The organism is Rheinheimera sp. UJ51, from assembly GCF_020819615.1.
Classification (GTDB): domain Bacteria; phylum Pseudomonadota; class Gammaproteobacteria; order Enterobacterales; family Alteromonadaceae; genus Alishewanella; species Alishewanella maricola.
In genome coordinates, this window is record NZ_JAJHOG010000004.1 from 46,959 (window position 1) to 70,120 (window position 23,162).

Annotated in this window: 24 protein-coding genes; 9 read left to right on the forward strand and 15 right to left on the reverse strand. The window is 47.1% G+C overall.

The features are described from left to right. Positions 1-2 precede the first annotated feature (2 nt). The gene (gene secF, locus LMJ53_RS06080) at positions 3-950 is read left to right on the forward strand and encodes a protein translocase subunit SecF (RefSeq protein ID WP_229585273.1); all 948 of its coding nucleotides are present in this window, start codon (positions 3-5) and stop codon (positions 948-950) included. Positions 951-1,009: 59 nt separating this feature from the next. Next, positions 1,010-1,378: a rhodanese-like domain-containing protein gene (locus LMJ53_RS06085; protein WP_229585274.1), complete on the forward strand. Its 369-nt coding sequence runs from the start codon at positions 1,010-1,012 to the stop codon at positions 1,376-1,378. Positions 1,379-1,426: 48 nt separating this feature from the next. Here LMJ53_RS06085 and LMJ53_RS06090 read toward each other — a convergent pair whose 3' ends face one another. Continuing rightward, positions 1,427-2,713: a mechanosensitive ion channel family protein gene (locus LMJ53_RS06090; protein WP_229585275.1), complete on the reverse strand. Its 1,287-nt coding sequence runs from the start codon at positions 2,711-2,713 to the stop codon at positions 1,427-1,429. A 150-nt stretch (positions 2,714-2,863) separates the two neighbouring features. After that, positions 2,864-3,667, reverse strand: coding sequence for an inositol-1-monophosphatase (suhB, locus tag LMJ53_RS06095; RefSeq protein WP_226749478.1), 804 nt, complete (start codon positions 3,665-3,667; stop codon positions 2,864-2,866). Between the two features lie 225 nt (positions 3,668-3,892). Here suhB and LMJ53_RS06100 point away from each other — a divergent pair, with 225 nt between their 5' ends. Both LMJ53_RS06100 and traT read left to right on the forward strand, forming a co-directional pair. After that, positions 3,893-4,621 carry a complement resistance protein TraT gene (locus tag LMJ53_RS06100; RefSeq protein ID WP_229585276.1) on the forward strand — a complete coding sequence of 243 codons (729 nt, stop codon included), beginning with the start codon at positions 3,893-3,895 and terminating at the stop codon, positions 4,619-4,621. Beyond that, complete coding sequence (gene traT, locus LMJ53_RS06105; protein WP_229585277.1) at positions 4,622-5,443, forward strand: complement resistance protein TraT; 822 nt, start codon at positions 4,622-4,624, stop codon at positions 5,441-5,443. A 39-nt stretch (positions 5,444-5,482) separates the two neighbouring features. Here the strand turns inward: traT and LMJ53_RS06110 are convergent, their stop codons facing one another. Further along, a complete protein-coding gene (locus tag LMJ53_RS06110; protein ID WP_229585278.1) occupies positions 5,483-6,226 on the reverse strand; it encodes a ferredoxin--NADP reductase in 744 nt (247 codons plus the stop codon). Positions 6,227-6,283: 57 nt separating this feature from the next. On the opposite strand from LMJ53_RS06110, the gene LMJ53_RS06115 reads away from it, so the two are divergent. Next, a complete protein-coding gene (locus tag LMJ53_RS06115; RefSeq protein ID WP_229585279.1) occupies positions 6,284-6,622 on the forward strand; it encodes a tRNA-binding protein in 339 nt (112 codons plus the stop codon). 223 nt (positions 6,623-6,845) lie between these two features. Then, a complete protein-coding gene (locus LMJ53_RS06120; protein WP_229585280.1) occupies positions 6,846-7,262 on the forward strand; it encodes a gamma-glutamylcyclotransferase family protein in 417 nt (138 codons plus the stop codon). 58 nt (positions 7,263-7,320) lie between these two features. On the opposite strand, the gene purH is transcribed toward LMJ53_RS06120, so the two are convergent. The 9 genes from purH to cutA all read right to left on the reverse strand — a co-directional run bounded on the left by purH (position 7,321) and on the right by cutA (position 16,295). Next, entirely contained in the window at positions 7,321-8,907 is a 1,587-nt protein-coding gene (gene purH / locus LMJ53_RS06125) for a bifunctional phosphoribosylaminoimidazolecarboxamide formyltransferase/IMP cyclohydrolase (RefSeq protein WP_229585281.1), read from the reverse strand. Between the two features lie 145 nt (positions 8,908-9,052). Further along, on the reverse strand, positions 9,053-9,343 hold the full coding sequence (gene fis, locus LMJ53_RS06130) for a DNA-binding transcriptional regulator Fis (protein WP_068228306.1): 291 nt from the start codon (positions 9,341-9,343) through the stop codon (positions 9,053-9,055). Between the two features lie 18 nt (positions 9,344-9,361). Continuing rightward, complete coding sequence (dusB, locus tag LMJ53_RS06135; RefSeq protein ID WP_420778848.1) at positions 9,362-10,333, reverse strand: tRNA dihydrouridine synthase DusB; 972 nt, start codon at positions 10,331-10,333, stop codon at positions 9,362-9,364. Positions 10,334-10,585: 252 nt separating this feature from the next. Next, complete coding sequence (gene prmA, locus LMJ53_RS06140) at positions 10,586-11,467, reverse strand: 50S ribosomal protein L11 methyltransferase (protein WP_229585283.1); 882 nt, start codon at positions 11,465-11,467, stop codon at positions 10,586-10,588. A gap of 122 nt (positions 11,468-11,589) precedes the next feature. Further along, positions 11,590-12,933, reverse strand: a complete 1,344-nt coding sequence (gene accC / locus LMJ53_RS06145) for an acetyl-CoA carboxylase biotin carboxylase subunit (RefSeq protein ID WP_226749487.1) — start codon at positions 12,931-12,933, stop codon at positions 11,590-11,592. A gap of 15 nt (positions 12,934-12,948) precedes the next feature. Continuing rightward, positions 12,949-13,407, reverse strand: a complete 459-nt coding sequence (gene accB / locus LMJ53_RS06150) for an acetyl-CoA carboxylase biotin carboxyl carrier protein (protein ID WP_229585284.1) — start codon at positions 13,405-13,407, stop codon at positions 12,949-12,951. A gap of 18 nt (positions 13,408-13,425) precedes the next feature. Next, positions 13,426-13,884, reverse strand: a complete 459-nt coding sequence (gene aroQ / locus LMJ53_RS06155; RefSeq protein WP_229585285.1) for a type II 3-dehydroquinate dehydratase — start codon at positions 13,882-13,884, stop codon at positions 13,426-13,428. A 259-nt stretch (positions 13,885-14,143) separates the two neighbouring features. Further along, the gene (locus LMJ53_RS06160) at positions 14,144-15,979 is read right to left on the reverse strand and encodes a protein-disulfide reductase DsbD (RefSeq protein WP_229585286.1); all 1,836 of its coding nucleotides are present in this window, start codon (positions 15,977-15,979) and stop codon (positions 14,144-14,146) included. Continuing rightward, on the reverse strand, positions 15,969-16,295 hold the full coding sequence (cutA, locus tag LMJ53_RS06165) for a divalent-cation tolerance protein CutA (RefSeq protein WP_229585287.1): 327 nt from the start codon (positions 16,293-16,295) through the stop codon (positions 15,969-15,971). Before cutA ends, LMJ53_RS06160 begins: the two co-directional genes overlap by 11 nt. 171 nt (positions 16,296-16,466) lie before the next feature. On the opposite strand from cutA, the gene LMJ53_RS06170 reads away from it, so the two are divergent. The 3 genes from LMJ53_RS06170 to LMJ53_RS06180 all read left to right on the forward strand — a co-directional run bounded on the left by LMJ53_RS06170 (position 16,467) and on the right by LMJ53_RS06180 (position 19,885). Then, a complete protein-coding gene (locus LMJ53_RS06170; RefSeq protein ID WP_226749492.1) occupies positions 16,467-16,757 on the forward strand; it encodes a co-chaperone GroES in 291 nt (96 codons plus the stop codon). Between the two features lie 49 nt (positions 16,758-16,806). After that, the gene (gene groL, locus LMJ53_RS06175) at positions 16,807-18,444 is read left to right on the forward strand and encodes a chaperonin GroEL (protein ID WP_226749493.1); all 1,638 of its coding nucleotides are present in this window, start codon (positions 16,807-16,809) and stop codon (positions 18,442-18,444) included. Between the two features lie 481 nt (positions 18,445-18,925). Beyond that, a complete protein-coding gene (locus tag LMJ53_RS06180; RefSeq protein WP_229585288.1) occupies positions 18,926-19,885 on the forward strand; it encodes a carbohydrate kinase family protein in 960 nt (319 codons plus the stop codon). A 110-nt stretch (positions 19,886-19,995) separates the two neighbouring features. Here the strand turns inward: LMJ53_RS06180 and LMJ53_RS06185 are convergent, their stop codons facing one another. The 3 genes from LMJ53_RS06185 to LMJ53_RS06195 are packed head-to-tail and all read right to left on the reverse strand — an operon-like array spanning position 19,996 to position 23,157. Further along, complete coding sequence (locus LMJ53_RS06185) at positions 19,996-20,955, reverse strand: sugar-binding transcriptional regulator (protein ID WP_229585289.1); 960 nt, start codon at positions 20,953-20,955, stop codon at positions 19,996-19,998. Positions 20,956-20,963: 8 nt separating this feature from the next. Further along, positions 20,964-21,671, reverse strand: a complete 708-nt coding sequence (locus LMJ53_RS06190) for an HAD family hydrolase (protein WP_229585290.1) — start codon at positions 21,669-21,671, stop codon at positions 20,964-20,966. A 13-nt stretch (positions 21,672-21,684) separates the two neighbouring features. Continuing rightward, the gene (locus tag LMJ53_RS06195; RefSeq protein WP_229585291.1) at positions 21,685-23,157 is read right to left on the reverse strand and encodes a mannitol dehydrogenase family protein; all 1,473 of its coding nucleotides are present in this window, start codon (positions 23,155-23,157) and stop codon (positions 21,685-21,687) included. Between the last annotated feature and the right edge of the window lie 5 nt (positions 23,158-23,162).

The following is a 23,162-nucleotide window of genomic DNA, read 5'->3' on the forward strand; positions in this document are numbered from 1 at the left end:
GTGTGAGAATATTTAGTTTTAACGAACCTCTCAATTTCATGCGCTTTAAGATGCCAGCGCTGATGCTGTCTATCGTGTTACTGCTAAGCTCGTTTGGCTTGTTGTTCACAAAAGGCATCAATTGGGGGCTGGATTTTACCGGCGGTACGGTTATCGAAGTGGGTTACACCCAAAACGCTGATCTGACCCAAGTGCGTGCCATTTTAGCCGAACGCGGTTATGCCGATGCGGTAGTGCAATATTTTGGCTCAAGCCAAGATGTCGCGATACGAATTGCACCAAGAGAAGGGGTAGAGCAAAGCCGGATCTCGAATGAGATTATGGCGGCGTTATCCGAAACCTCTGCTACGCCGATTGAAATGCGTCGTATTGAATTTGTTGGCCCTTCGGTGGGTGACGAATTAAAAGAGCAGGGTGGCTTAGCCATGCTGACGGCGTTAATTGGTATCTTGTTGTACGTGGGGATGCGTTTTGAGTGGCGCTTGTCATTAGGCGCGGTATTAGCGTTAGGACACGATGTCATTATTACCCTGGGTCTTTTCTCCTTGTTACAACTTGAGTTCGACCTGACGGTACTAGCGGCGATCCTAGCGCTGATTGGTTACTCAATTAACGATACTATCGTGGTGTTTGACCGGATCCGGGAAAGTTTCCGCAAATTACGTGATAGCACGCCAGAAGAAACCGTCAATGACGCAGTAACCTCAACGCTAAACCGAACGGTTGTTACGTCATTAACCACGATTATTGTATTGGTTGTGTTGTTTTACATGGGTGGCGCCTTGATCCATAACTTTGCCACTGCACTGTTATTTGGTATCGCCATTGGTACTTACTCTTCGATCTTTGTGGCCAGTGGTATTGCGGTACAGCTGGGCTTAAACCGCGATGATATGTTACCGCCACCCCCACCTGAGAAAGAAGGTGAAGGTACCGAGCCGTTAATGTAATTTAGCGAAAACTGTGTTAAAAATGCCAGTCTGTGACTGGCATTTTTTATGGGTAAAATATGAGTAAGCAACATGCTGCAGGCTTTATCGCACTGGTTGAAGCCGCCAAACAACAGATCAAAGAAATCAGCATCGATGAGCTTTTAGCTCACGAACAGCCTTATGTATTGTTAGATATTCGAGAAGATCACGAATGGCAACAGGGGCACTTTCCTGAAGCGATGCATCTGGGCAAAGGGATTATTGAGCGTGATATCGAGCAGACGGTTGCCGATAAAAAACAAAAAATCGTGCTGTATTGTGGTGGCGGTTACCGCTCGGCTTTAGCGGCGTTAACCCTGCAGCAGATGGGCTATCAACAGGTGTTCAGCTTGGCGGGTGGGTTTCGTGAATGGCATGAGCGTCAGTTACCGCTGATTAAGCCTTGAATGCCTGCCATGGCGCAGCCTGCACTGTCGCCATGGCCTGTTTTAGCGTTACTCGGTAATTTGCTGTGACGCTGCCGAGGGGGCTTGGCCTGATGTCAGACGTAACATTTGTAAGTCTTTGCCACTAGGGTGCTGGTACACACTTAATCCAAACTCGGGCAAGATCGCGAACAGATGATCGAAAATATCCGATTGGATCCCTTCATAGGCAACCCAAGCAATGGTATTAGTAAAACAATAGATCTCCAGTGGCAAGCCTTCTGGAGTGGGTGCTAATTGCCGCGTCATCATGGTCATGTCTTGATGCACATGCGGATGACTTTTTAGATACTGCGTAACATAGGCGCGGAAAGTACCTAAATTAGTAATGCGCCGAGTATTCACCGGCTCGCGACCTTGCTCTTTCAGTTCAGCATTCCACGCCGCAATATCAGCCTGCTTATCGCTAATATATTGGGTTAATAACCGAAAACGACTGAGCTTTTTGATTTGTTCTTCTGATAAAAAGTGCACACTTTGTTGATCGAGCATTAAGCTACGTTTAATGCGTCGGCCGCCAGAGTCTTGCATGCCACGCCAGTTTTTAAACGGATCGGTCATAAAGCGGCGCGTGGGGATAGTGGTAATGGTTTTATCCCAGTTTTGTATTTTTACCGTGTGTAGGGCGATATCAATAACATTACCATCGGCATGCAGTTGTGGCATTTCAACCCAGTCACCCACGCGGATCACGTCGTTAGACGAGATTTGCACACTGGCCACTAACGATAGGATAGTGTCTTGGAAAATCAGCATCAATACCGCGGCCATCGCACCTAGGCCAGACAGTAAAATCAAAGGCGAGCGGTCGAACAGCGAGGCAATCATCAAAATCACCGCGACCGCGTAAATCACAATTTTCAGCAGTTGGATATAGCCTTTAATCGGCTTACTGCGTGCATCTTCGCGTCGGGCGTATAAAGAGTTAATCAGCGTTAACAGATTACTCAGCGCAATAGCGATAGTCAGCACAATAAAGGCGTTAGTCACGTTAATGGTAACCTGCACCAGCAGTTCGGGTAATAGCGGTACGCGATTGACTAAGGTTGATATAACCAGCGCAGGTACGACATTGGAAAGCCGATTAACAAAACGAAAATCTAAGCCGCGTTGCTCACACTGACTTTTCTTTAAACCTAATAAGCTGAAAACGCTGCGCAGCAGAATATGCTTAACCAGAAAATTGGCTAGCCAAGAAAGTGATAATAGAATCGCTATGCCTAACCACATAGCAAGGTGAAGATTGGCCTCTGACCACGATTTTATCGAGGCGATAGTGCTAATGATTTCTTGCATGCTAAACCTTTTACTGGCTGAGAGAAGGACGCTAAAGCGTCCAGCTTAGTCAGGCTGTGAGCAGGCCTGCGAGCAGTGCAACCATCAGCGGATAGATTACCCGCTAAGATTAGCGCTGTGGCGATGGCCGCACAGCGCTGGCCGTATAACTTATTTTGCTAACGTTTCTGACAGGTGTGGCCGCATGCCTTTCACCATAGCTTGCAATACTTTTGGGCTGGCTGCAACAATGTTGCCGCTTTTCATGTGGTTATTGCCACCAGCAAAATCACAGACCATACCACCGGCTTCGCGGATGATCAGTTCACCTGCGGCGATATCCCAAGGCTTTAAGCCAATTTCCCAGAAACCGTCAAAACGACCGGCAGCGACATAAGCTAAATCTAAGGCGGCAGAACCGGTACGACGCATGTCGGCGCAGTCGGCAAAAAACGCGTTGAAGATTTTGCTGTAGCTGTCTAAATGGTGTTTGGCTTTAAAAGGAAAACCGGTGGCTAAAATACTGCCTTGCATATCTGGCAGGTTATTTACCCGAATACGCGTACCGTTTAATTGTGCACCACGACCGCGAGACGCCGTGAACAATTCACCACGTAGCGGATCGAAAATAACGGCTTGGTCTAGTTTACCTTGATGTTTTAAGGCAATAGAAACGGCAAAGTGTGGAATGCCTTTGATGAAGTTGGTTGTGCCATCCAACGGATCAATAATCCACTGGAATTCACTGTCGTTGTTACCGTAATCGCCATGTTCTTCACCGACAATACCATGGGTTGGAAAAGATTTTTTTAACACCGCAACAATAGCTTGTTCAGCTTCGCGGTCAACGTTGGTAACAAAGTCGTTGCTGCCTTTCTGCAGTTTTTCAACCATGTCGAGCTGGCCACAAGCTCGTGCAATAATATTACCCGCGGTACGGGCAGCACGAATGGCGATGTTTAACATCGGATGCATAGCGATTACCTTATTTTAAAAAGAGCTGTATAAAGAACAATCAAAAGAGCGGCGCATATTGTAGCGGCTGCTTGAAAAAAGTAAAGCATTTGCCTCGGTGTTTCTTAATTTGTCTGTTGCAGTAAAGGGTTAAAAACTTGATAAATAGCTGGGGTTGTTCAGATAATATTCAGCCAGTAACCGCAGAATAAGTCTATGCTTGTCTAAAACCTTTGGGATATCTTGATGAACCTACTGACTCGATTGCTTGCTGTAGCGGCTTTATTCAGTTTAACTGCCTGTGGCGCACTGCATACCAGTGTGGCTAAACGACAGTTAGATGTGCAAACTAAAATGAGCTCAAGTATTTTTCTTGAGCCAGTCGATCCTGAATTACGCACGGTCTATGTTGATATTCGTAATACCTCTGACAAGCCTGAATTTAATGTGCGCGAAGAAGTGATCTTGACGCTGCGCAGTCGCGGTTATCAAGTCATTGATAGCCCCTCAAAAGCCCACTACTGGTTACAGGCAAATGTGTTACAAGTTGGTCGTAGCAATGCTCGTGATAGTCAAGGAGCGCTTGCTGCCGGCCCCGGTGCGGTTGGTGGTGCAGTAACGGGTGCGGTGATCCATCGTTCAACAGGGGGGTCTGTTGGCGGTACGGCAGGTGCAGCGGTGGCGGGTGCCGTGGTCGGAACGGTAGTGGATGCCATGGTACAAGATGTTTATTACAGCGTGATCACCGATATTCAAATTATGGAGAGATTTTCTGGCCAAGTACAAGAACGTTCTGAGCATACGTTGTTGCAAGGTGATAGTGGCAGTACTCGGTCAAGTTATTCTCAGCAAACCAATATGCGTAAATATCAAACACGCATTGTCAGTTCAGCTAATCAAGCAAACCTAAAATGGGAAGCGGCGGCACAGCCGTTAACCGATGGCGTCGCGCGTGCTTTAGCTGGGCTATTCTAAATGTCGTTGCTGTGCAAAGGCGCGATCTTAAGTGGTTTACTGCTGTTATCCGGCTGCGGCGCGCTGCATACCTCAGTGAGTAAGGGCAAGCTTGATGTGCAAATGCGCATGAGCGAAACCATTTATTTAGATCCGGTGGAAACTGAGCTGCGCACGGTATTTTTAGACATTCGACAAACGGCGGCGGAGTATCAACGGCCGTTAATGCGTGATGTGGCCTCGTTACTTTCGGCGCGCGGTTATCAGTTAGTTAATTCACCTAGTGCTGCGCAGTATTGGTTGCAGGTCAATATTCGTACCGTATTAAACCAACCGCCGCAGCAAGTGTTACGTGAACAATACGGCATGAGTGAGCAACAAATTGCCGAGTTTATGCGCCCGGGTAGCAGTGTTGTTGCCAATAACACGCCGGCAACGCGCCGTCGCGCGTCTGGCCCAGGTGTAGTTTATGCCGATGCCGGCTTTTCTACTGATCTTGATACCAAAGATGTGGTGCGTGCTTTAGCCGTAGTTGCGGTGATTGTGGGCGCGGAATATGTCGGTAATCAGTTGGTGAAAGATAAATACTTTACCTTGTTAGCCGATATTCAAATTGCCGAGCGGATTACCCCAGACAGCGATGAGCCTGTGCTGGAACAAAGCGAACAGCGCTTATGGCAAGGGGACAGTGGCCAGTTAGAATTGTTGTGGGAGCAACATACCGATCGGCGTAAATATCAGGTGAAGTTGCTAGGCTTTGCCAATAAAGCCAATTTAACGTGGGAAGAAGCCGAACCCTCTTTGCATAACGGTATATTACGTTCTTTGGCCGGCATTTTTTAACGGCGTTACGCTCAAAACGTTATCAAAGCCAAGACAACATTATTTCCAATACTGCTCAACTGTAATATTGCCGGGGTTACGCCGCAGGTTTTTGGTTAAACCCATGCCTTCCAATAAGGCTTTAGTGTCGGTAATCATTTGTGGGTTACCACAAAGCATTACCTGTGATTTTGGGTTTAGCAACTGACCGCACTGTTGTTGTAACTGCTGGCTGTTTATTAATTTGGGTATCCGATCTTGCAGGGCACCAGGGTAGGTTTCCCGGGTAACGATCGGCTGATAGTGTAACTGTTCGGGATACTTTGCCACAAAGCTGGCTATCAGGTCTTTATAGGTTAAATCGGCTGCGTTGCTGACACTGTGTACTAGAATAATATGGGCGAAGCGCTGATAAGGTTCAGCGGTGGCTAGCATCGATAAATAGGGGCCTATGCCGGTGCCAGTGGCAATCAGCCACAAGTTGTCGCCGTCAGGTACTTCATCCAGAATAAAAAAACCAGTAGCCGGCTGACTAATTCCCAGCGTATCGCCAGGCGTTAATTGCTGTAATAACGGCGATAACAAGCCATCGGCAACGGTGCTGACTAAAAACTCCTGATATTCGCTGTCAGGTGGGTTAACCAGTGAATAAGCGCGCTGAATCCTTCCTTCAGGGCCATCAATGGCCAGTCTGACAAACTGACCTGCAATAAAAGGGAGTGGCCCGGTCTTGGCTTTTAAGCTGAATAAATTTCCGGTCCAGTGAATTGTTTCCGCTATCGTCGCATTTAACCATTGCGCCATGGCGTTCTCCGGTTTACTTTAATTTGATTAGCATAGCAGCTTAACGCAGAGGGTGTAATGGAAACCATCAGCTGGCAAGACTTTGCCAAAGTAGAACTTCGGGTAGGCACCATTATCGCTGTAGACGATTTTCCTGAGGCCCGAAAACCCGCCTATAAACTGCAATTAGATTTTGGCAGCGACATTGGTATCAAAAAATCCAGTGCCCAGATCACCAGCTTATATAGTAAAGAGCAATTATTGGGTAAGCAGGTCATGGCAGTGGTAAATTTTCCAGCTAAGCAAATCGGCCCTATGCAGTCAGAGTGTCTGGTTACCGGTTTTGCCAGAGAAGATGGTGCTATCGTGCTGGTATCAGTAGACAGCCCGGTGCCCAATGGGGCTAAGTTGGGATAATGCCACGGCTTTTGAGTAGAAGCATAGTCATCAATCAGCGCTTGCTGTTGTGGTGGCGTTAGGCTGATATCTGCTTTTTCAGCCAATGGCTTAGCGGTTTTGCCACCCAACAGCGTTAAACTGGCTTGTTTGCGGTGCAATGAGGTATCGTTTTGTGCAGGAAGGGGGAGTTCAGACTGAATTTATGTAAAATGGCAGGCGACTATTAATCCGGACTTTGTTCATGTCAGAATATTTATTTGTCTATGGCACGCTTCGCCAACATGCCCCGCGCCGGGCAGCTGGCAATCGTTGCTATCAGTTACTGCAGCAATATGCCAGCCTCGTCGGGCTGGGTGGTTTGCAGGCTAAGCTGTATTTGGTCGATTATTACCCCGGTGCCGTGCCAAGTAACGACCCCGCTTGGCAGGTTGTCGGTGAAGTTTATCAGCTAGCGAAAGCTGCAAATTTACTCACAGAGCTGGATGCCTATGAAGAGTGCGGCCCTGGTTTTGCTAGCCCCACTGAATATCTGCGACTTAAACAACCCGTCACCCTACAAAATGGTGCAGCGGTTACTGCTTGGGTCTATGTTTACAACCGCGCGACGGATGATTTAAAGCCCATTTTATCAGGTGATTTTACGCTGGATGGAAACTGATCGTGACTTTGGAATAGAAAAGGCCGCTACGCGGCCTTTTTACAGTTAAAGCAGATGTTTAGTGACGGAAATGGCGTACACCGGTAAACACCATCGCCATACCGTGCTCATCTGCGGCAGCGATTACTTCGGCATCGCGCATTGAACCACCTGGCTGGATCACCGCAGTAATACCCGCAGCAGCGGCAGCATCAATACCGTCGCGGAACGGGAAGAAAGCATCAGAGGCCATGACAGAGCCTTTGACTTCTAAGTTTTCGTCCGCGGCTTTGATACCAGCGATTTTTGCGCTGTACACGCGGCTCATTTGGCCGGCGCCGACGCCAATGGTCATGCTGTCTTTCACATAAACAATGGCATTCGATTTCACAAACTTGGCGACTTTCCAGCAGAACAATAAATCTTTTAACTCTTGTTCGGTGGGCTGGCGCTGACTCACTACCTTTAAATCAGCCGCTGTTACAGTGGCTTGATCGCGGTCTTGCAATAAGATACCACCGTTGACTTGCTTGATATCCACGGCAGCACTGGCGGCAGCAAATTCGCCACACACTAATAACCGTACATTCGGCTTAGTGGCGACAACCGCGACCGCAGCAGCGGTGGCGCTAGGGGCAATAATCACTTCAACAAATTGACGGCTAACGATTTCTTTCGCCGTAGTCTCATCTAACTCGCGGTTAAAGGCGATAATGCCGCCAAACGCTGAGGTAGGATCGGTTGCATAAGCGCGGTTATAAGCCGCCAGAATGTTTTCACCAATAGCCACACCACAAGGGTTGGCGTGCTTAACGATCACACAGGCCGGTTCGGCAAATTCTTTTACACACTCTAAAGCGGCATCGGTATCGGCAATATTGTTGTAAGACAGGGCCTTACCTTGCAATTGTGTGGCGCTGGCAACCGATGCTTCATTGGCGCCGGCTTGTACGTAAAACGCCGCCGTTTGATGGCTGTTTTCGCCGTAACGTAAATCTTGTTTTTTCACGAATTGGCTATTAAAGGTGCGAGGGAACTTGCTCGCCGGCGCGGTGGGCGTGTCATAAGCCGGTAACATGGCGCCGAAGTAATTGGCGATCATGCCATCATATTGTGCGGTATGTTCAAAGGCGCTGATAGCTAAACTAAAGCGCGTAGCATGAGTGGTGGCACCGTCATGTGCTTGCATTTCAGCCAGTACCATCGCGTAATCGTGAGCATTAACAATAATTGTCACGTCTTGATGGTTTTTAGCGGCAGCACGCACCATTGTTGGGCCACCGATATCGATATTCTCAATGGCATCAGCTAATGAGCAATCCGCTTTGGCTACGGTGTTAGCAAATGGGTAAAGGTTCACGACAACTAAATCGATAGGGCCGATGTTATTTGCCGTCATCACGGCTTCATCGATGCCACGGCGCGCTAAAATACCACCATGAATTTTCGGGTGTAGCGTTTTAACACGACCATCCATAATTTCAGGGTGGCCGGTGTAATCAGAAACTTCAATTACGGCAATACCTTGCTCGGCTAATAATTTAGCTGTGCCACCGGTAGATAAAATCTCTACTTGCATGGCGCTGAGTGCCTTGGCGAATTCAACAATACCGGTTTTATCAGATACGCTCAAAAGGGCGCGGCGGACAGGACGAAGTGTGCTCATCAGGATTATCTCGTTGTAGCTAAAAGAAAGAGTGACATGGCGTAAGCCGGGCTGGAACAGAGCTTAGCAGCGAAGTTTTACTCTGATCCAGCTAATAAAAAAGCACCCGAAGGTGCTTGGTAGCAGGGCCGAACCCTGCGTGGCATTACGACATGCCGTATTGTTTAAGTTTCTTACGCAGCGTACCGCGGTTGATACCCATTAAGTTAGCGGCGCGTGTTTGATTGCCGCGGGTATATTTCATCACTTCTTCCAGTAGCGGGCGTTCTAATTCAGATAAAACCAGCTCGTACAGGTCGTTAACATCTTGGCCGTTTAACTGTTGCAGATAGTTAGCAACGGCTTTTTGCGCGGCGTTAGATAAAGCCTGTGGCTTTTCCTGAGTTTGTACGTGGGCGTTAGTAATAAATGGCGAAGTAACGTTCGAATTAAACATTGCTTTTTCTCTTTTACGTTAGGTGGCTGCTAGTTTATGAAAATAGTCATTTAATGCATCAAGCTGCGTTAACGCCAGCTCAATGCCATTGAATTCACTGCGAAAAAGTCCTTGTGGATCATGCTCTGCCAAATACCACCCCACATGTTTGCGGGCGATACGGGCACCGGCGTGTTCACCATACAATTGGTGTAAGCCTTGCACATGCTCCAACAGGATTTGCTGCACTTCTAAAACTGAAGGTGCGGCTAATTTCTGTCCTGTTGCCAAATAATGTACTACTTCCCGAAAAATCCATGGTCGTCCTTGAGCTGCTCGGCCAATCATCACGGCGTCAGCTCCGGTGTAGTCCAGCACAAAACGTGCTTTTTCCGGGGTGGTAATATCACCATTCGCCATTACTGGTATCGATACCTGCTGCTTAATTGCGGCAATGGTGTCGTACTCAGCTTCTCCTTTATACATACAAGCTTTGGTACGGCCATGTACCGCGAGTGCCTGTATGCCATTATCTTCAGCAATACGCGCAATTTGCACGCCATTGCGATTATCCGGATCCCAACCTGTACGAATTTTTAACGTTACAGGGACGTCAACGGCGTTAACCACCGCTTGGATAATCTGTTCAACCAACTCGGGATACTGCAATAAAGCAGAACCCGCCAGTTTTTTATTTACCTTCTTGGCAGGGCATCCCATATTAATGTCGATAATATGTGCGCCAATCTCGACATTGTAACGGGCTGCTGCCGCCATTTGTTCAGGATCACTGCCGGCAATTTGCACCGAACGGATCCCAGACTCCTGACGATGGCCCATGCGATTCTGTGATTTTTCACTCTGCCAGACCAGCGGATTGCTCGACAGCATTTCTGACACAGCTAAAGCTGCACCGAAACGCCGACAAAGCTCACGAAAAGTGTGATCGGTTACTCCAGCCATCGGAGCACAAACTACCTTATTCGCTAACTGATATGGACCTATGCGCACCACTGAATCCAAGGCTCTACCTCCAAGGGGCGCTAAGTTTACGGATTTTTGTCACTAAAGCAAAGGTTATTATTTAAACAAAACCTGCTTTTTTTTGACCTTTCAGGGATTGACATTCCCTAAAAGGCTGAAAAGCCGTGTTTTCTCAAGCTTATGTTAGCGCCAGTGCTGATGTCGATAAAAAGATAATTGTGTTGTTGTTGTTTTTATCACCAACCCAAAACTCAAAAGCCTGACTGAATAGACGCTGAATTAGGCGTTTTTTCTAGCGCTTAAACGTACCCATTCTTCCTGTTCGGCAATGGGATCAAAAGTAAACTCAGCGGCATAGGCATCGATCACACTTTGCGCTTGGCTTTGCAGAATACCCGAGAGCGCCAATAAGCCCCCCGGCTTTACATAGGCACTAATAATGCTGGATAGTTCAGCTAAGGGGCCGGCTAAGATGTTGGCCACCACCACATCGGCTTGAAGTTGTGGCTGATCTTTAGGTAAGTATAATTCTATTTGATTTAGCACATCGTTACGTTCCGCGTTGGCACGTGAGGCCATAATGGCTTGTGGGTCGATATCCACGCCAATAACACGGCTGGCACCCAGTTTTAACGCTGCAATACCTAAAATACCTGAGCCGCAACCAAAGTCGACCACGGTTTGGCCATGGCTAATGTGCGCGTCGAGCCATTGCATGCACAATGCGGTCGTTGGGTGAGTGCCGGTACCAAACGCCAGGCCGGGATCTAGCATCACATTCACGGCTGTCGGATCGGGGATAGGGCGCCAGCTTGGGCATACCCATAGCCGCTCGCCAAATTTGATCGGATGAAAGTTATCCATCCATTCGCGTTCCCAGTCTTTATCTTCTAACTGTTCTAGCTTGTAGCTGACGCCTTCTTTAAATAATGCAGTGCTTTCAAGCTGCGCAATGACTTTTTGCATCGGGTGTTCGGCATCGAATAGCCCCATCACCACGGTATTGGCCCAATAAATCACTTCACCTGGCATCGGCTCGTAGATCGGTGTGTCTTGCGCATCCAGAAAGGTGACCGCCTGCGCCCCCCAGCTCATTAGCATGTCGCTGACCTGTTCGGCTTTCTTTTCAGTGGTCGTGACGCGTAATTGGATCCAAGGCATAGCGGTTCTCTACAAGCGAAAAAAGGCGCTTATTATAGCGCCTGCAACCAGCAGAGATCCAATGAATGCCAAAAGAAAAAGGGCCCGCAGGCCCTTTTCAGTTTCACGTGAGTAAAACGCTGTTATTTAATACCCAATTTCTTTTCCAGATAATGGATATTGGTACCGCCTTTACAGAAACCGGCATCGCGCATAATGTCTTTATGCAGTGGGATGTTGGTTTTGATACCTTCCACTAATAACTCGTCTAAGGCATTGCGCATCCGCGCCAGAGCGATATCACGGGTCTCACCGTAGGTGATTAACTTACCGACCATCGAATCATAGTTTGGTGGCACCGTGTAATCAGCATAGATGTGCGAGTCCCAGCGAATACCATTACCACCCGGTGGATGGAAACGCGTGATCTTACCCGGTGATGGGATAAAGCTCACTGGATCTTCAGCATTGATCCGACACTCAATGGCATGGCCACGGATAACGATGTCTTCTTGCTTGATGGTCAACGGCATACCCGAGGCAACACGTAGTTGCTCTTTAATTAAGTCGACACCGCTAATCATTTCGGTAACCGGGTGCTCTACTTGAATACGGGTGTTCATCTCGATAAAGAAGAACTCACCATTTTCAAATAAGAACTCAAAAGTACCGGCACCACGGTAATTCATCACTTTACAGGCATCGACACAACGACCACCGATAAAGGCACGCAGTTCTGGGGTAATACCCGGCGCTGGCGCTTCTTCTACCACTTTTTGGTGGCGACGCTGCATTGAACAGTCACGCTCACCTAAGTGGATGGCGTTACCTTGGCCATCAGCTAAAACTTGAATTTCGATATGACGTGGGTTTTCCAGGAATTTCTCCATATACACCATGTCATTACCAAAAGCGGCTTTCGCTTCGGCTTTCGTCATCTCGATAGAGCTGACTAATTCTTCTTCAGTACGCACCACTCGCATACCACGACCACCGCCGCCGCCAGCCGCTTTAACGATAATCGGATACCCGATGCGCTTTGCAATCTTCATGTTAACAGCAGCGTCATCGCCAACCGCACCATCAGAGCCCGGCACGCATGGCACACCGGCTTTTTTCATCGCTTCAATGGCTGACACTTTGTCACCCATTAGGCGGATAGAATCCGGGTGTGGGCCGATAAACACTAAGCCGCTTTCTTCAACTTGTTGCGCAAAATCGGCGCGTTCAGCCAAGAAACCATAGCCTGGGTGGATCGCTTGCGCATTAGTCACTTCAGCAGCCGCAATTAATGCGGGTATATTTAAGTAGCTTTGCGGTGAAGGTGCTGGGCCAATACAAATGGTTTCGTCAGCTAACAACACGTGTTTTAAATTACGGTCAACAGTAGAGTGTACTGCTACCGTTTTGATACCGAGCTCTTTGCACGCACGCAAAATGCGTAGGGCAATTTCGCCTCGGTTGGCTATCAGGACTTTTTCTAACATTAGTCAGCCTTAATGTTATTCGATAATAAAAATTGGCTGGTCAAATTCAACCGGCTCGCCGTTTTCAACCAAGATTTCTTTTACCACACCCGCTTTATCGGCTTGGATTTGGTTCATCATCTTCATGGCTTCAACAATACATAAGGTGTCACCCACTTTAACGGCTTGACCCACTTCCACGAAATTTTTCGACGTTGGCGATGCAGCACGATAGAAAGAACCCACCATCGGTGATTTCATAACATGACCCGTGACTACCGGTTTTGCTTCCACTGCGGCTGCCGCAGGTGCCGCTGGCGCTGGAGCAGGCGCCTGCATTGGCGCTGGCGCATAATGCATAGGTTGTGGCGCATAATGTTGTGCGGGGCCATGGCGACTGATGCGTACCGATTCTTCGCCTTCAGTAATTTCTAATTCAGAAATGCCAGACTCTTCCAGCAATTCAATTAATTTTTTAATTTTTCTAATATCCATGTCTTTCGCCTGATTGAGTTAGGTTTGATTATGTGAGTGTAAATAAGATACTGCCGCGTCTAAAGCGTAATGATAGCCTTTAGCGCCGAGGCCGCAGATCACGCCTCGGGCAATATCGGATAAATAAGAGTGATGCCGAAAACTTTCCCGCGCATGTACATTAGATAAGTGTACTTCGATAAAAGGGATCGCAACCGCTAACAACGCATCGCGCAGTGCAATGCTGGTATGGGTATAAGCACCTGGGTTAATAATAATAAAATCTTGCTGTTGATAGCTTTGGTGGATGGCGTTGATTAATTCATGCTCAGCATTAGATTGCAGGGCTTGTAATTGCACATCTAAGGAAGCGGCTTGTTGCTGCAATGCGCTAACAATATCCGCTAAGCTGGCAGCACCATAGGTGGCCGGCTCACGAACGCCCAACATATTTAAATTTGGGCCATTTAACAGTAATATGCGCAAAGTTGCTGCCATCTTTCCCTATCCACTTATAAAATGCTGCTACCACCAACAAACGCCTTGTTTGCTGAAGTTAATGCAGCACTTTAGGGCGAAACCGGTCTGGTTGTCGAGAGCCAACTGGCAGTTACCTGCCTTATTATAGTGAAATCGCAGCAAATGGCAGCAAAATACTGGTCTTATCAGCCAGTGGGCGTCTGGATGTCTGTTGCGAGCGATGCCCGCAACGTCAGTTTTGCCAGCTTCGGCGAACTTTATTGTTCGCCGACAGACTTTAATTGATGATGCTATTTAAATGCGCGGCAAAAGGCGCAGCAGCTTGAAAGCCCGTAACACGGCTTTGGGTTAGTTCCGTGCCATCAGGAGCAAAGAATAACAGGGTGGGTAAACCGAGTACTTGGTAGCTATCCAATAACGCTGCGTCGGCGCGTGACATACGGGTAACATCAATTTTAATTAAACGCATTTGCGACGTTAAGGCCGTCACTTCCGGTTTGGGGAAGGTCAGTTGCTCAAACTCTTTACAGGCCACACACCATTCCGCATACAGATCGACCATGGTGTATTGCCCCGCCGCAGCCGCCAGTTTTAATTGTTCGGCCAGATCTTCGGCGGTTTCTATTTCAATAAAGCCCAGTGCATTAACGTTGTAACCAGCTTGCTCGCTGCTTTGCGGGCTAGGCGCTGCCAGTGTTGATGCTGGACGCCAGTGGTTTAAGTTAAGCCAAAAAGCACCAAGTAACAGCAATTGTGCTATGACGGCTAATATCGCTTTGCCACTTGGGTTTTGCAGCGTAAATAACAGCCGATATAAATACACCACCAATACTAGCGTTAAGCCAGTACCCATTAATAAGATGGTGCTGTAAGGCAAAAATCTTTCTAACAAAATCAAAGGTACAGCCAATAACAAGAAACCAAAGATGTTTTTTACCGCATTCATCCAATTGCCCGCTTTGGGTAGTAAACGGCCACCGGATGTGCCGAGCAGCAGTAAAGGCAGCCCCATCCCTAAACTCAGGATATACAGGGTTAAGGCCCCAACGACTAAATCGCCACTTTGTGCCACATACAATAGCGCGGCTGATAGCGGTGCAGTGGTACAAGGCGAAGCAATTAAGCCTGATAACGCGCCCATGACAAAAGCGCCTTTTAACGAGCCGCCCTGTTGTTTATTGCTAAGCCCTGAGATTTTCGCCTGCCAACTGGATGGTAATTGAAAATTAAATACACCAAACATTGCTAGGGCTAAAACGACAAAGATGACGGAGGCAACAATAAGAACACTGGGATGTTGCAGCCAAGCTTGAAACTTCACCCCCAGGCTGGCGACCAGCAACCCAAGAGCAGAGTAAGTCAGTGCCATGCCTTGCACATAAGACATGGATAAACCAAATGCACGACGAGTCGAAAGTTGTTTCCCTTGTCCAACGATGATACCGCTTAAAATGGGATACATCGGAAAGACACAAGGTGTAAAAGATAAACCCAAGCCTAATAGAAAAAACACTCCCAAGCTTGCCAATAAAGAACCCTGATTAAGCTTATCCATTAAGCCATATTGACTCGATATCGCGTTTGAAGACGTGTCGGCATCAATATCTACTGTACTGGGTAGTGCTGTGCCGTCTGTCAGTTGCAATAATGGAATGTCAACGCTTTTCGGCGGATAACAAAAACCGGCTTCAGCGCAACCCATATATTGCACACGAAAAATAGCGTCTTCATCAATATCGCTTAACGGGATCTTTAATTGCAATTGATGGTAATACACCTCGGTTTTGCCAAAGAACTCGTCTTCAATGGTCATGCTAGCAGGGTAGGTGGGGTGAGAAAAACTGACGGCTACGCCGCCGAGTTTAAATTTATCGCGATACATGTAGTAGCCATCAGCGATAGTCCAATTCAGTAATAAAGCGCCATCTTGTTGCCGGTAATCCAACACAAAGGCTTGTTCAACTGGCAGAAATTGCGGCTGCGCTTGCAGTAGGCTATTTAATACCGAATTGTTGTTCGCTAGTGCATTGCTTTGTTGTGCTTGCGCAAAGCCCGTTAAGGCTAGGGTGAGAACCAAGCTTAAAAGCAGCAAATAAAAACGTTTAATGATCACCTAGGGTTACCTCATTTATCCATTGACCGTAGGGTGCATGCAGCCGAGTCAGCGGTAAAGCAATAATTTCTGGCACAGTGTACGGGTGAATGGCCAAGATGGCTTGTTCTATTGCGGTAAAGTTAACGGCTGGTGCTTTTAACTGCAATTGTATTTCCACACTGTGCTCAATTTGGCCTTGCCAGCGGTAACTGGAACGAATATCCGGTAATCGATTGATACAAGCGACTAACTGCTGGGACAGTAAGCATTCGGTGATGCGTTGTGCGCTGCTGTCATCAGGGCAATTACAGAGAATCAATAAATAGGGCGTCATCGGCGGTTCCCAATCTGAAGCACAGTGAAAAGTGATTATAAGCGAAAGCGACCTTAAAAAAATGCAGGTTTTTTTACAACAGCCCTTGGAATTTTTTCCTCAGCGCCCCATATAGCGAACACACAATTTAACACCCTTGTTAAACATAAAACTCGCTTTAGGAGATAGAGCATGAATATTCGTCCATTACATGATCGTGTCATCATCAAACGTACCGAAGCTGAAAGCAAATCAGCTGGCGGCATCGTGCTGACCGGGGCTTCTGCCGAAAAATCTACCCGTGGTGAAGTCGTTGCAGTTGGCAATGGTCGTATCTTAGATAACGGTAACGTTAAGCCACTAGAAGTAAAAGTTGGCGACAAAGTATTGTTCGGTGCTTATGTAGAGCGCACAGAAAAAATTGATGGTCAGGAATATGTTATCACCAAAGAAGACAACATCTTAGGTGTGATTCTGGATTAATTTTCACACTTCACTGATCAATTATTAATCGCATTTGAGGATATACAACATGGCTGCAAAAGACGTACGTTTTGGCGACGAAGCTCGCAATAAAATGCTGAAAGGCGTAAATATTCTGGCTAACGCAGTACGCGTTACCTTAGGCCCAAAAGGCCGTAATGTTATTTTAGATAAGTCATTCGGTTCACCTGTTATCACTAAAGACGGTGTTTCTGTTGCCAAAGAAATCGAGCTAGAAGACAAGTTCGAGAATATGGGCGCACAGATGGTGAAAGAAGTCGCGTCTAAAGCCAATGACGAAGCCGGTGACGGTACCACTACCGCAACGGTATTAGCGCAAAACATCATCAATGAAGGTGTTAAAGCCGTTGCTGCTGGCATGAATCCAATGGATTTAAAGCGCGGTATCGACAAAGCGGTAATTGCTGCCGTTGAAGAGCTGAAAAAACTTTCTCAGCCTTGTGCCGACAGCAAAGCGATTGCGCAAGTAGGTACTATTTCTGCTAACTCTGACGAAGAAATCGGTAACATTATTGCCGAAGCCATGGACAAAGTAGGCAAAGAAGGCGTGATCACCGTTGAAGAAGGTCAAGGCCTGAACAACGAGTTAGACGTGGTTGAAGGTATGCAATTCGACCGTGGTTACCTGTCTCCTTACTTCATCAACAACCAAGAAGCCGGCCAGGTTGAACTGGATAACCCTTACATCTTAGCGGTTGATAAGAAAATTTCGAATATCCGTGAATTACTACCGGTATTAGAAGGTGTAGCAAAATCAGGCAAGCCATTGTTAATTATTGCAGAAGACGTTGAAGGCGAAGCCTTAGCGACTTTAGTGGTAAATAACATGCGCGGCATCGTGAAAATCTCTGCGGTTAAAGCCCCAGGTTTCGGCGATCGTCGTAAAGCAATGTTACAAGACATTGCCACACTGACTGGCGGTACTGTGATTTCTGAAGAAATCGGCATGGAATTAGAAAAAGCCACGCTGGAAGATTTAGGTACTGCTAAGCGCGTGGTTATCACGAAAGATAACACCACTATTATTGATGGTGCCGGTGATCAAGCGGCTATCGATGGTCGTGTGAAGCAAATTCGTCAGCAAATCGAAGAAGCCACTTCTGACTACGATAAAGAGAAACTGCAAGAGCGTCTGGCGAAACTTGCTGGCGGTGTAGCGGTAATCAAAGTCGGTGCGGCGACTGAAATCGAAATGAAAGAGAAGAAGCACCGTGTTGAAGATGCGCTGCATGCAACTCGCGCAGCAGTAGAAGAAGGCGTAGTGCCTGGCGGTGGTGTAGCTTTAGTTCGTGTTGCTGCTTCTTTAGTGGGCATGACGGGTGCAAACGAAGATCAAACGCACGGTATCAAAATTGCGCTACGCGCAATGGAAGCACCACTGCGTCAAATCGTTTCTAACGCTGGTGAAGAGCCGTCAGTGGTTGTAAACAAAGTGAAAGAAGGCACAGGTAACTACGGTTACAATGCCGCGACGGATGTTTATGGCGACATGTTAGAAATGGGTATCCTTGACCCAACTAAAGTAACGCGTTCTGCACTGCAGTTTGCTGCTTCTGTAGGTTCACTGATGATCACCACCGAAGCCATGGTAACTGAATTACCAAAAGATGATGCGCCTGCAATGCCTGATATGGGCGGCATGGGTGGCATGGGCGGCATGATGTAATCTGCCCAAGCATCTTTTTTCGATGTGTTAAAAACCCGTAAAGCGCTGCTTTACGGGTTTTTTTATTGGTAAATTCACTGCTTTAAGTCGCATTTTAATGATTTAAATTTATATCTCGCTTGATATTGGTTTTCCATTTAGCCGCTAATTATTCGTATGAAAACCATTGTATTGCCCTAAATAGGTTTTGTTTTCTTGTGTTTTTAGCCCATTTAGCCTGGCCATTTAGTCCTAAATGCAGATGTTTTAAGCTGAGGTTTTGCTTAAAACATCACGGTTATTGGCTCTTTTTACACCCCACTCAAAATGCTGAACGCTATTATATTTATGCTGTTTTTCGCCGTAATCTTGTACGGCTTCTGTTATAATAAACCCCTTGTGGCGCAGTAGGCTAAAGTCGAGCTAAAACTCTAACTTATTGATGTTTAAATTGTATTGTAACGAAGCATCCAGTAAATAACCTAGTAAAAAGGAAGCGTAAATGAAAGTTGTGTGCATCGGCGAAATGTTAATTGACTTTGTTTGTACAGATACGAACGCAGGCTTAGTTAACGGCGTAAATTACGTGAAAAAATCAGGTGGTGCGCCGGCGAATGTGGCGGCCTGTATTGGTAAATTAGGTGCGGATGTTTCGTTGGTAGCGGCCGTGGGTAACGACCCTTATGGTCAGTATTTAACTGAAGAAATTAAAGCCTATCATGTGAACACGGATTTTGTGTCGACGTTACCGATGTCGACCACTTTTGCTTTTGTGTCATTAGCGGATAACGGCGAGCGTGAATTTGCGTTTAACCGCGGTGCCGATGAGCAACTGTGCCTGAGCGATGCAGCAATTGAGCAATTAACCGATGATGCCATTGTACATTTAGGTTCAGCCACGGCTTTACTGGGTGGCGAACTTAGCGCCAGTTATTTACGTTTGGCTACTGCCGCTAAACGCAAAGGTAATATCATTTGTTTCGATCCCAATTTTAGAATTGGCCTGTGGCAAAACCGTGAAGAAGAATTTAAAGCTAAGTGCGAGCACTATTTTGCGCTGGCCGATATCGTTAAAGTAAGCGATGACGAATTAGTATTGTTAAGTAATGAAACCGATATGCAAAAAGGCTGTCAGTACTTTCATGATTTAGGCGTGAAGATTGTACTGGTTACTCTGGGCCCTAAAGGCTGTTTAATTTCACATCTGGGGCAGCAGACTTTAGTGCCAGCTTATGAAATAACCGCCATCGACACCACAGGGGCGGGTGACTCTTTTATTGGTGCGGTATTGTTTAAGATGTCGCAAACGGCGGCTGGCGAACATTTTTATCGTGAGCAAATTGCCGATTTCGTGGCTTTTGCCGGTAAAGTGAGTGGTTTAGTCTGTGCCACTATTGGTGCAATGGCTGCATTACCTACCTTGGCTGAAGTAGAAGCCGGTACTTTTATTGTTAAAAAGTAAGTAGGCCTAACCTCGCAAGCCTGCATCAGGCAGTGCTTGCTGGGTAATGAACATCAGCACGTGTAACACGGTGAATGGCGGTGATGGCATCACCTTGATTGGCAAAGCGGTTAGTCGCTACTTAGCAAACGTTCCGCAGTATACTCGTTGGTGATCAACCCGTTGATCATGGTTGAACGCAAAGCACCTAACAGTGACAACACTTTATCTTCACCCGCAGCAATGGCGATAACCGGCTTATCAGCATTGACTTTCAATGGCGTACTGGCCACTCTATCGTTGACGGCACAATCAATTAACTGACCGTTGCGATCAAATACCCAACTAATAATCTCGCCGACTGCACCTTTTTCTTCTAATTCTTTCAGCTCTTCGTGGGTGACAAAACCATCAAGAAATAATGGCGAGTGCAGCCCTAAATTGCCCACGCCGACAAAGGTCACATCCGCGTTAGCGGCTAAGGCCAGATTGCTGGCCACATTGCGCTGCGAATGCAGTTGTTCTTTTTCTTGCTTGCTTCTAGGTAGCACAGGTAACGGCATCGGATAGTGTTTTGCATTGATATGCTCGGCCATCCTTACCACGACATCATAAGGTGATGCTGAGCCATCTGAGGCCATATTACCCAATAGCGCGACAACTTTGTGCTGCTCACAGTCCATCGCCGTTAGCTCGTCAACGCAGGCTCTAAGTACTCGGCCCGTACCCATGGCTAATACTTGTGGCTCTGTGTGGCGAAGGTGACGTTCAATTTCATTAGCGCCAGCTTGCGCTAAACCAAGGGTGGAGCTCGTGTCATCCAGATCACTGGGTACCACTTCACAGGTGATCAGATTAAAGCGACTTTTCAGTTTTTCGCTCAAATCCATGCATTTGGCTATGGGATGATCGAGCCGAACTTTTATTAAGCCTTCGCTTACCGACAACGCCACCATTCTTTGTGCCGATTGACGCGAGATATTCAGCTTTTTGGCAATTTCATCTTGGGTGTTGCCGGCGACATAATAAAGCCAGCCCGCCCTTGCGGCATCATCGAGTTTTCTAATCTCAGCGTTGGATAGCTTAGCCACGGTAACCTCTAGTGTTTGTCAGTGGATATCAGTTTTGGTAGCAGAATAGTAAGTTGCTGCCAGTGCGAAATGCAATGTGTTGCGGGTAGGTCGTTACTTAGGTCATAAGGTTTATGTTTTAAATGGCTGGCGCCTCGATACTGGATCACTTGCATTTGCGCAGCGATAGCGGCGCTAATCCCGGCCGGTGAATCTTCAATCACCAAACAGTTCTCGGGCAAGTAACCCAAACGAGCCGCAGCATGTAAAAACAAATCGGGTGCGGGTTTACCACGTGGCACTTCTGCAGCAGTAAAGACCCGACCGTTAAAGTAGCTTGCTAGCTGCGTCACATCCAAGGCATGGGCGACACGTTCTGGGGTACTGCTGGTTGCCACGCAACTGGGTAAATTAAGTTGGTCTAACAAGGTTGTTAAACCTAAGGTGGCTTGAAGTTTGGCGGCAAAGAGATCCATCAAGGCCACATGGTACTGTTGCTGAAAGTCAGCCGACAGCAATACGCCAAAATCTTGCTGAACTTTAGCCTGCACATGTTGATAACTAAGACCTAAAAAATGCTGATCAAAATAGCTAGGCGACACATCGGCACCTAAGGTTGTTAGCATGCTTAATAATTGTTGTTTGCTGAGATCCTCGCTATCGACTAACACGCCATCGCAATCGAAAATAATTAACTCGATGGAATTATTTTGCAAAGGGCGAAGTCGGTTAGTCATAGCGTTGGGTTCATTATGCTTGATAGTAATCAGCCAGTGTTTTTGCCACACCGTCATGCCACAGCTTGCTCAGCCAAGCAGAAAAGTGGTCAACAAAAACGGCATTGGTACCTATTTCGCCAAATATATCATGCATCTGTAGAAATACTACCGGATTGTCTTTCGCTTGTAATGAAAGCTCAGCCAAACGCGGTGCGTGCTCATCATATAAATCAAAGCCTAAGCCCTGTTCTGCCGAGCTGTTCATCGCGCAAAGTCGACACCAAAGTGCAACGACAAGCGCTAGGCCCTTCACGCTGCGACCTGCTGCTAAATTATCGCGGATAATAGGGAAGATAAACTTCGGTAACCGGTTTGAGGCATCTTGGCATAAACGCGGTACCGTATCACGAACTTCTGGATTGGCAAATCTGGATACAATTAACTCAGCGTATTCAGCAAAATTCACACCTGGCACTGCAGCTAAACTAGGAATGATTTCTTCTGTGGTCAGTTTTTTCAAATAGGCGGTGATGTGCGATTCTGTCATCACATCAGACACGATATTCACCCCTAGCAAAGCCGCCGGATAGGCAATAGCGGCATGGCCACCATTTAAAATGCGCAGTTTCATCAGTTCAAACGGTGCCACATCAGCAACAAACTCAACCCCAACCTCTTCTAGCGCTGGGCGGCCATTGCAAAAGTTATCTTCTAGTACCCACTGCCGAAACGGTTCGCAAAATACCGGGGCGAGATCTTCTACGCCGAACAGATTAATCAAGCGTGTTTTTTCCGCTTCTGAGGTGGCAGGGGTAATGCAGTCCACCATGGAATTAGGAAAAGTGACCTGCGCTTCCAGCCAGTGAGCAAAATGAGTATCGATGCGTTTGGCCATTTCCAGCATGATGCGTTTAGTAACATCACCGTTATGCGGAATATTGTCGCATGACATCACGGTAAAGGCAGCGATGCCATGTTCCCGTCTATGCTGTAATGCCGCTAACATCATACCAAATACGGTTTTTGGTTGGCTGTGGTTACTGATATCATGCAGGATATCCGGGTGTGTCAGATCAAAACCGCCTTTACTGTTAATATAATAACCGCCTTCAGTAATGGTCAGCGAGACAATGCGCGTGCTGTCCTCGCTTAATTTACTAATTAACTTCGCTGTGTCATTTTCAATAAAATCTATCATCGAGCCGCAGATCTGGGCGCTGAGTCCTTTCGCATCTAAATCAACGACCGTGGTTAAATAGTCTTGTTGCTTTAGCTTTTCACGCATAATGGTATCAAAGGATTTAGTCCCGGCGCCAATAATGGCCCAGTCATGCGACTTACCCAGATTAAATAAGCGATGCAAGTAGATGGCTTGATGGGCACGATGAAAATTGCCGACACCGATGTGCACAATGCCGCCACTAAGCTGTTCGCGATGATATAAAGGTTTGGTTAAATTTGCCGGCAAACTGGCCAGCGTTTGATAATTTAATTTCATTGGCATGGAAT

Excerpts from the sequence above, each read along its gene's own strand:
- accC (WP_226749487.1), bottom strand. The coding sequence starts at position 12,933 with ATGTTAGAAAAAGTCCTGATAGCCAACCGAGGCGAAATTGCCCTACGC.
- LMJ53_RS06180 (WP_229585288.1), top strand. The coding sequence starts at position 18,926 with ATGAAAGTTGTGTGCATCGGCGAAATGTTAATTGACTTTGTTTGTACA.
- LMJ53_RS06120 (WP_229585280.1), top strand. The coding sequence starts at position 6,846 with ATGTCAGAATATTTATTTGTCTATGGCACGCTTCGCCAACATGCCCCG.
- LMJ53_RS06110 (WP_229585278.1), bottom strand. The coding sequence starts at position 6,226 with ATGGCGCAATGGTTAAATGCGACGATAGCGGAAACAATTCACTGGACC.
- LMJ53_RS06190 (WP_229585290.1), bottom strand. The coding sequence starts at position 21,671 with ATGACTAACCGACTTCGCCCTTTGCAAAATAATTCCATCGAGTTAATT.
- suhB (WP_226749478.1), bottom strand. The coding sequence starts at position 3,667 with ATGCATCCGATGTTAAACATCGCCATTCGTGCTGCCCGTACCGCGGGT.
- prmA (WP_229585283.1), bottom strand. The coding sequence starts at position 11,467 with ATGCCTTGGATCCAATTACGCGTCACGACCACTGAAAAGAAAGCCGAA.
- cutA (WP_229585287.1), bottom strand. The coding sequence starts at position 16,295 with ATGACGCCCTATTTATTGATTCTCTGTAATTGCCCTGATGACAGCAGC.
- LMJ53_RS06170 (WP_226749492.1), top strand. The coding sequence starts at position 16,467 with ATGAATATTCGTCCATTACATGATCGTGTCATCATCAAACGTACCGAA.
- groL (WP_226749493.1), top strand. The coding sequence starts at position 16,807 with ATGGCTGCAAAAGACGTACGTTTTGGCGACGAAGCTCGCAATAAAATG.
- purH (WP_229585281.1), bottom strand. The coding sequence starts at position 8,907 with ATGAGCACACTTCGTCCTGTCCGCCGCGCCCTTTTGAGCGTATCTGAT.
- LMJ53_RS06195 (WP_229585291.1), bottom strand. The coding sequence starts at position 23,157 with ATGCCAATGAAATTAAATTATCAAACGCTGGCCAGTTTGCCGGCAAAT.
- aroQ (WP_229585285.1), bottom strand. The coding sequence starts at position 13,884 with ATGGCAGCAACTTTGCGCATATTACTGTTAAATGGCCCAAATTTAAAT.
- LMJ53_RS06085 (WP_229585274.1), top strand. The coding sequence starts at position 1,010 with ATGAGTAAGCAACATGCTGCAGGCTTTATCGCACTGGTTGAAGCCGCC.
- fis (WP_068228306.1), bottom strand. The coding sequence starts at position 9,343 with ATGTTTAATTCGAACGTTACTTCGCCATTTATTACTAACGCCCACGTA.
- traT (WP_229585277.1), top strand. The coding sequence starts at position 4,622 with ATGTCGTTGCTGTGCAAAGGCGCGATCTTAAGTGGTTTACTGCTGTTA.
- LMJ53_RS06100 (WP_229585276.1), top strand. The coding sequence starts at position 3,893 with ATGAACCTACTGACTCGATTGCTTGCTGTAGCGGCTTTATTCAGTTTA.
- accB (WP_229585284.1), bottom strand. The coding sequence starts at position 13,407 with ATGGATATTAGAAAAATTAAAAAATTAATTGAATTGCTGGAAGAGTCT.
- LMJ53_RS06115 (WP_229585279.1), top strand. The coding sequence starts at position 6,284 with ATGGAAACCATCAGCTGGCAAGACTTTGCCAAAGTAGAACTTCGGGTA.
- LMJ53_RS06090 (WP_229585275.1), bottom strand. The coding sequence starts at position 2,713 with ATGCAAGAAATCATTAGCACTATCGCCTCGATAAAATCGTGGTCAGAG.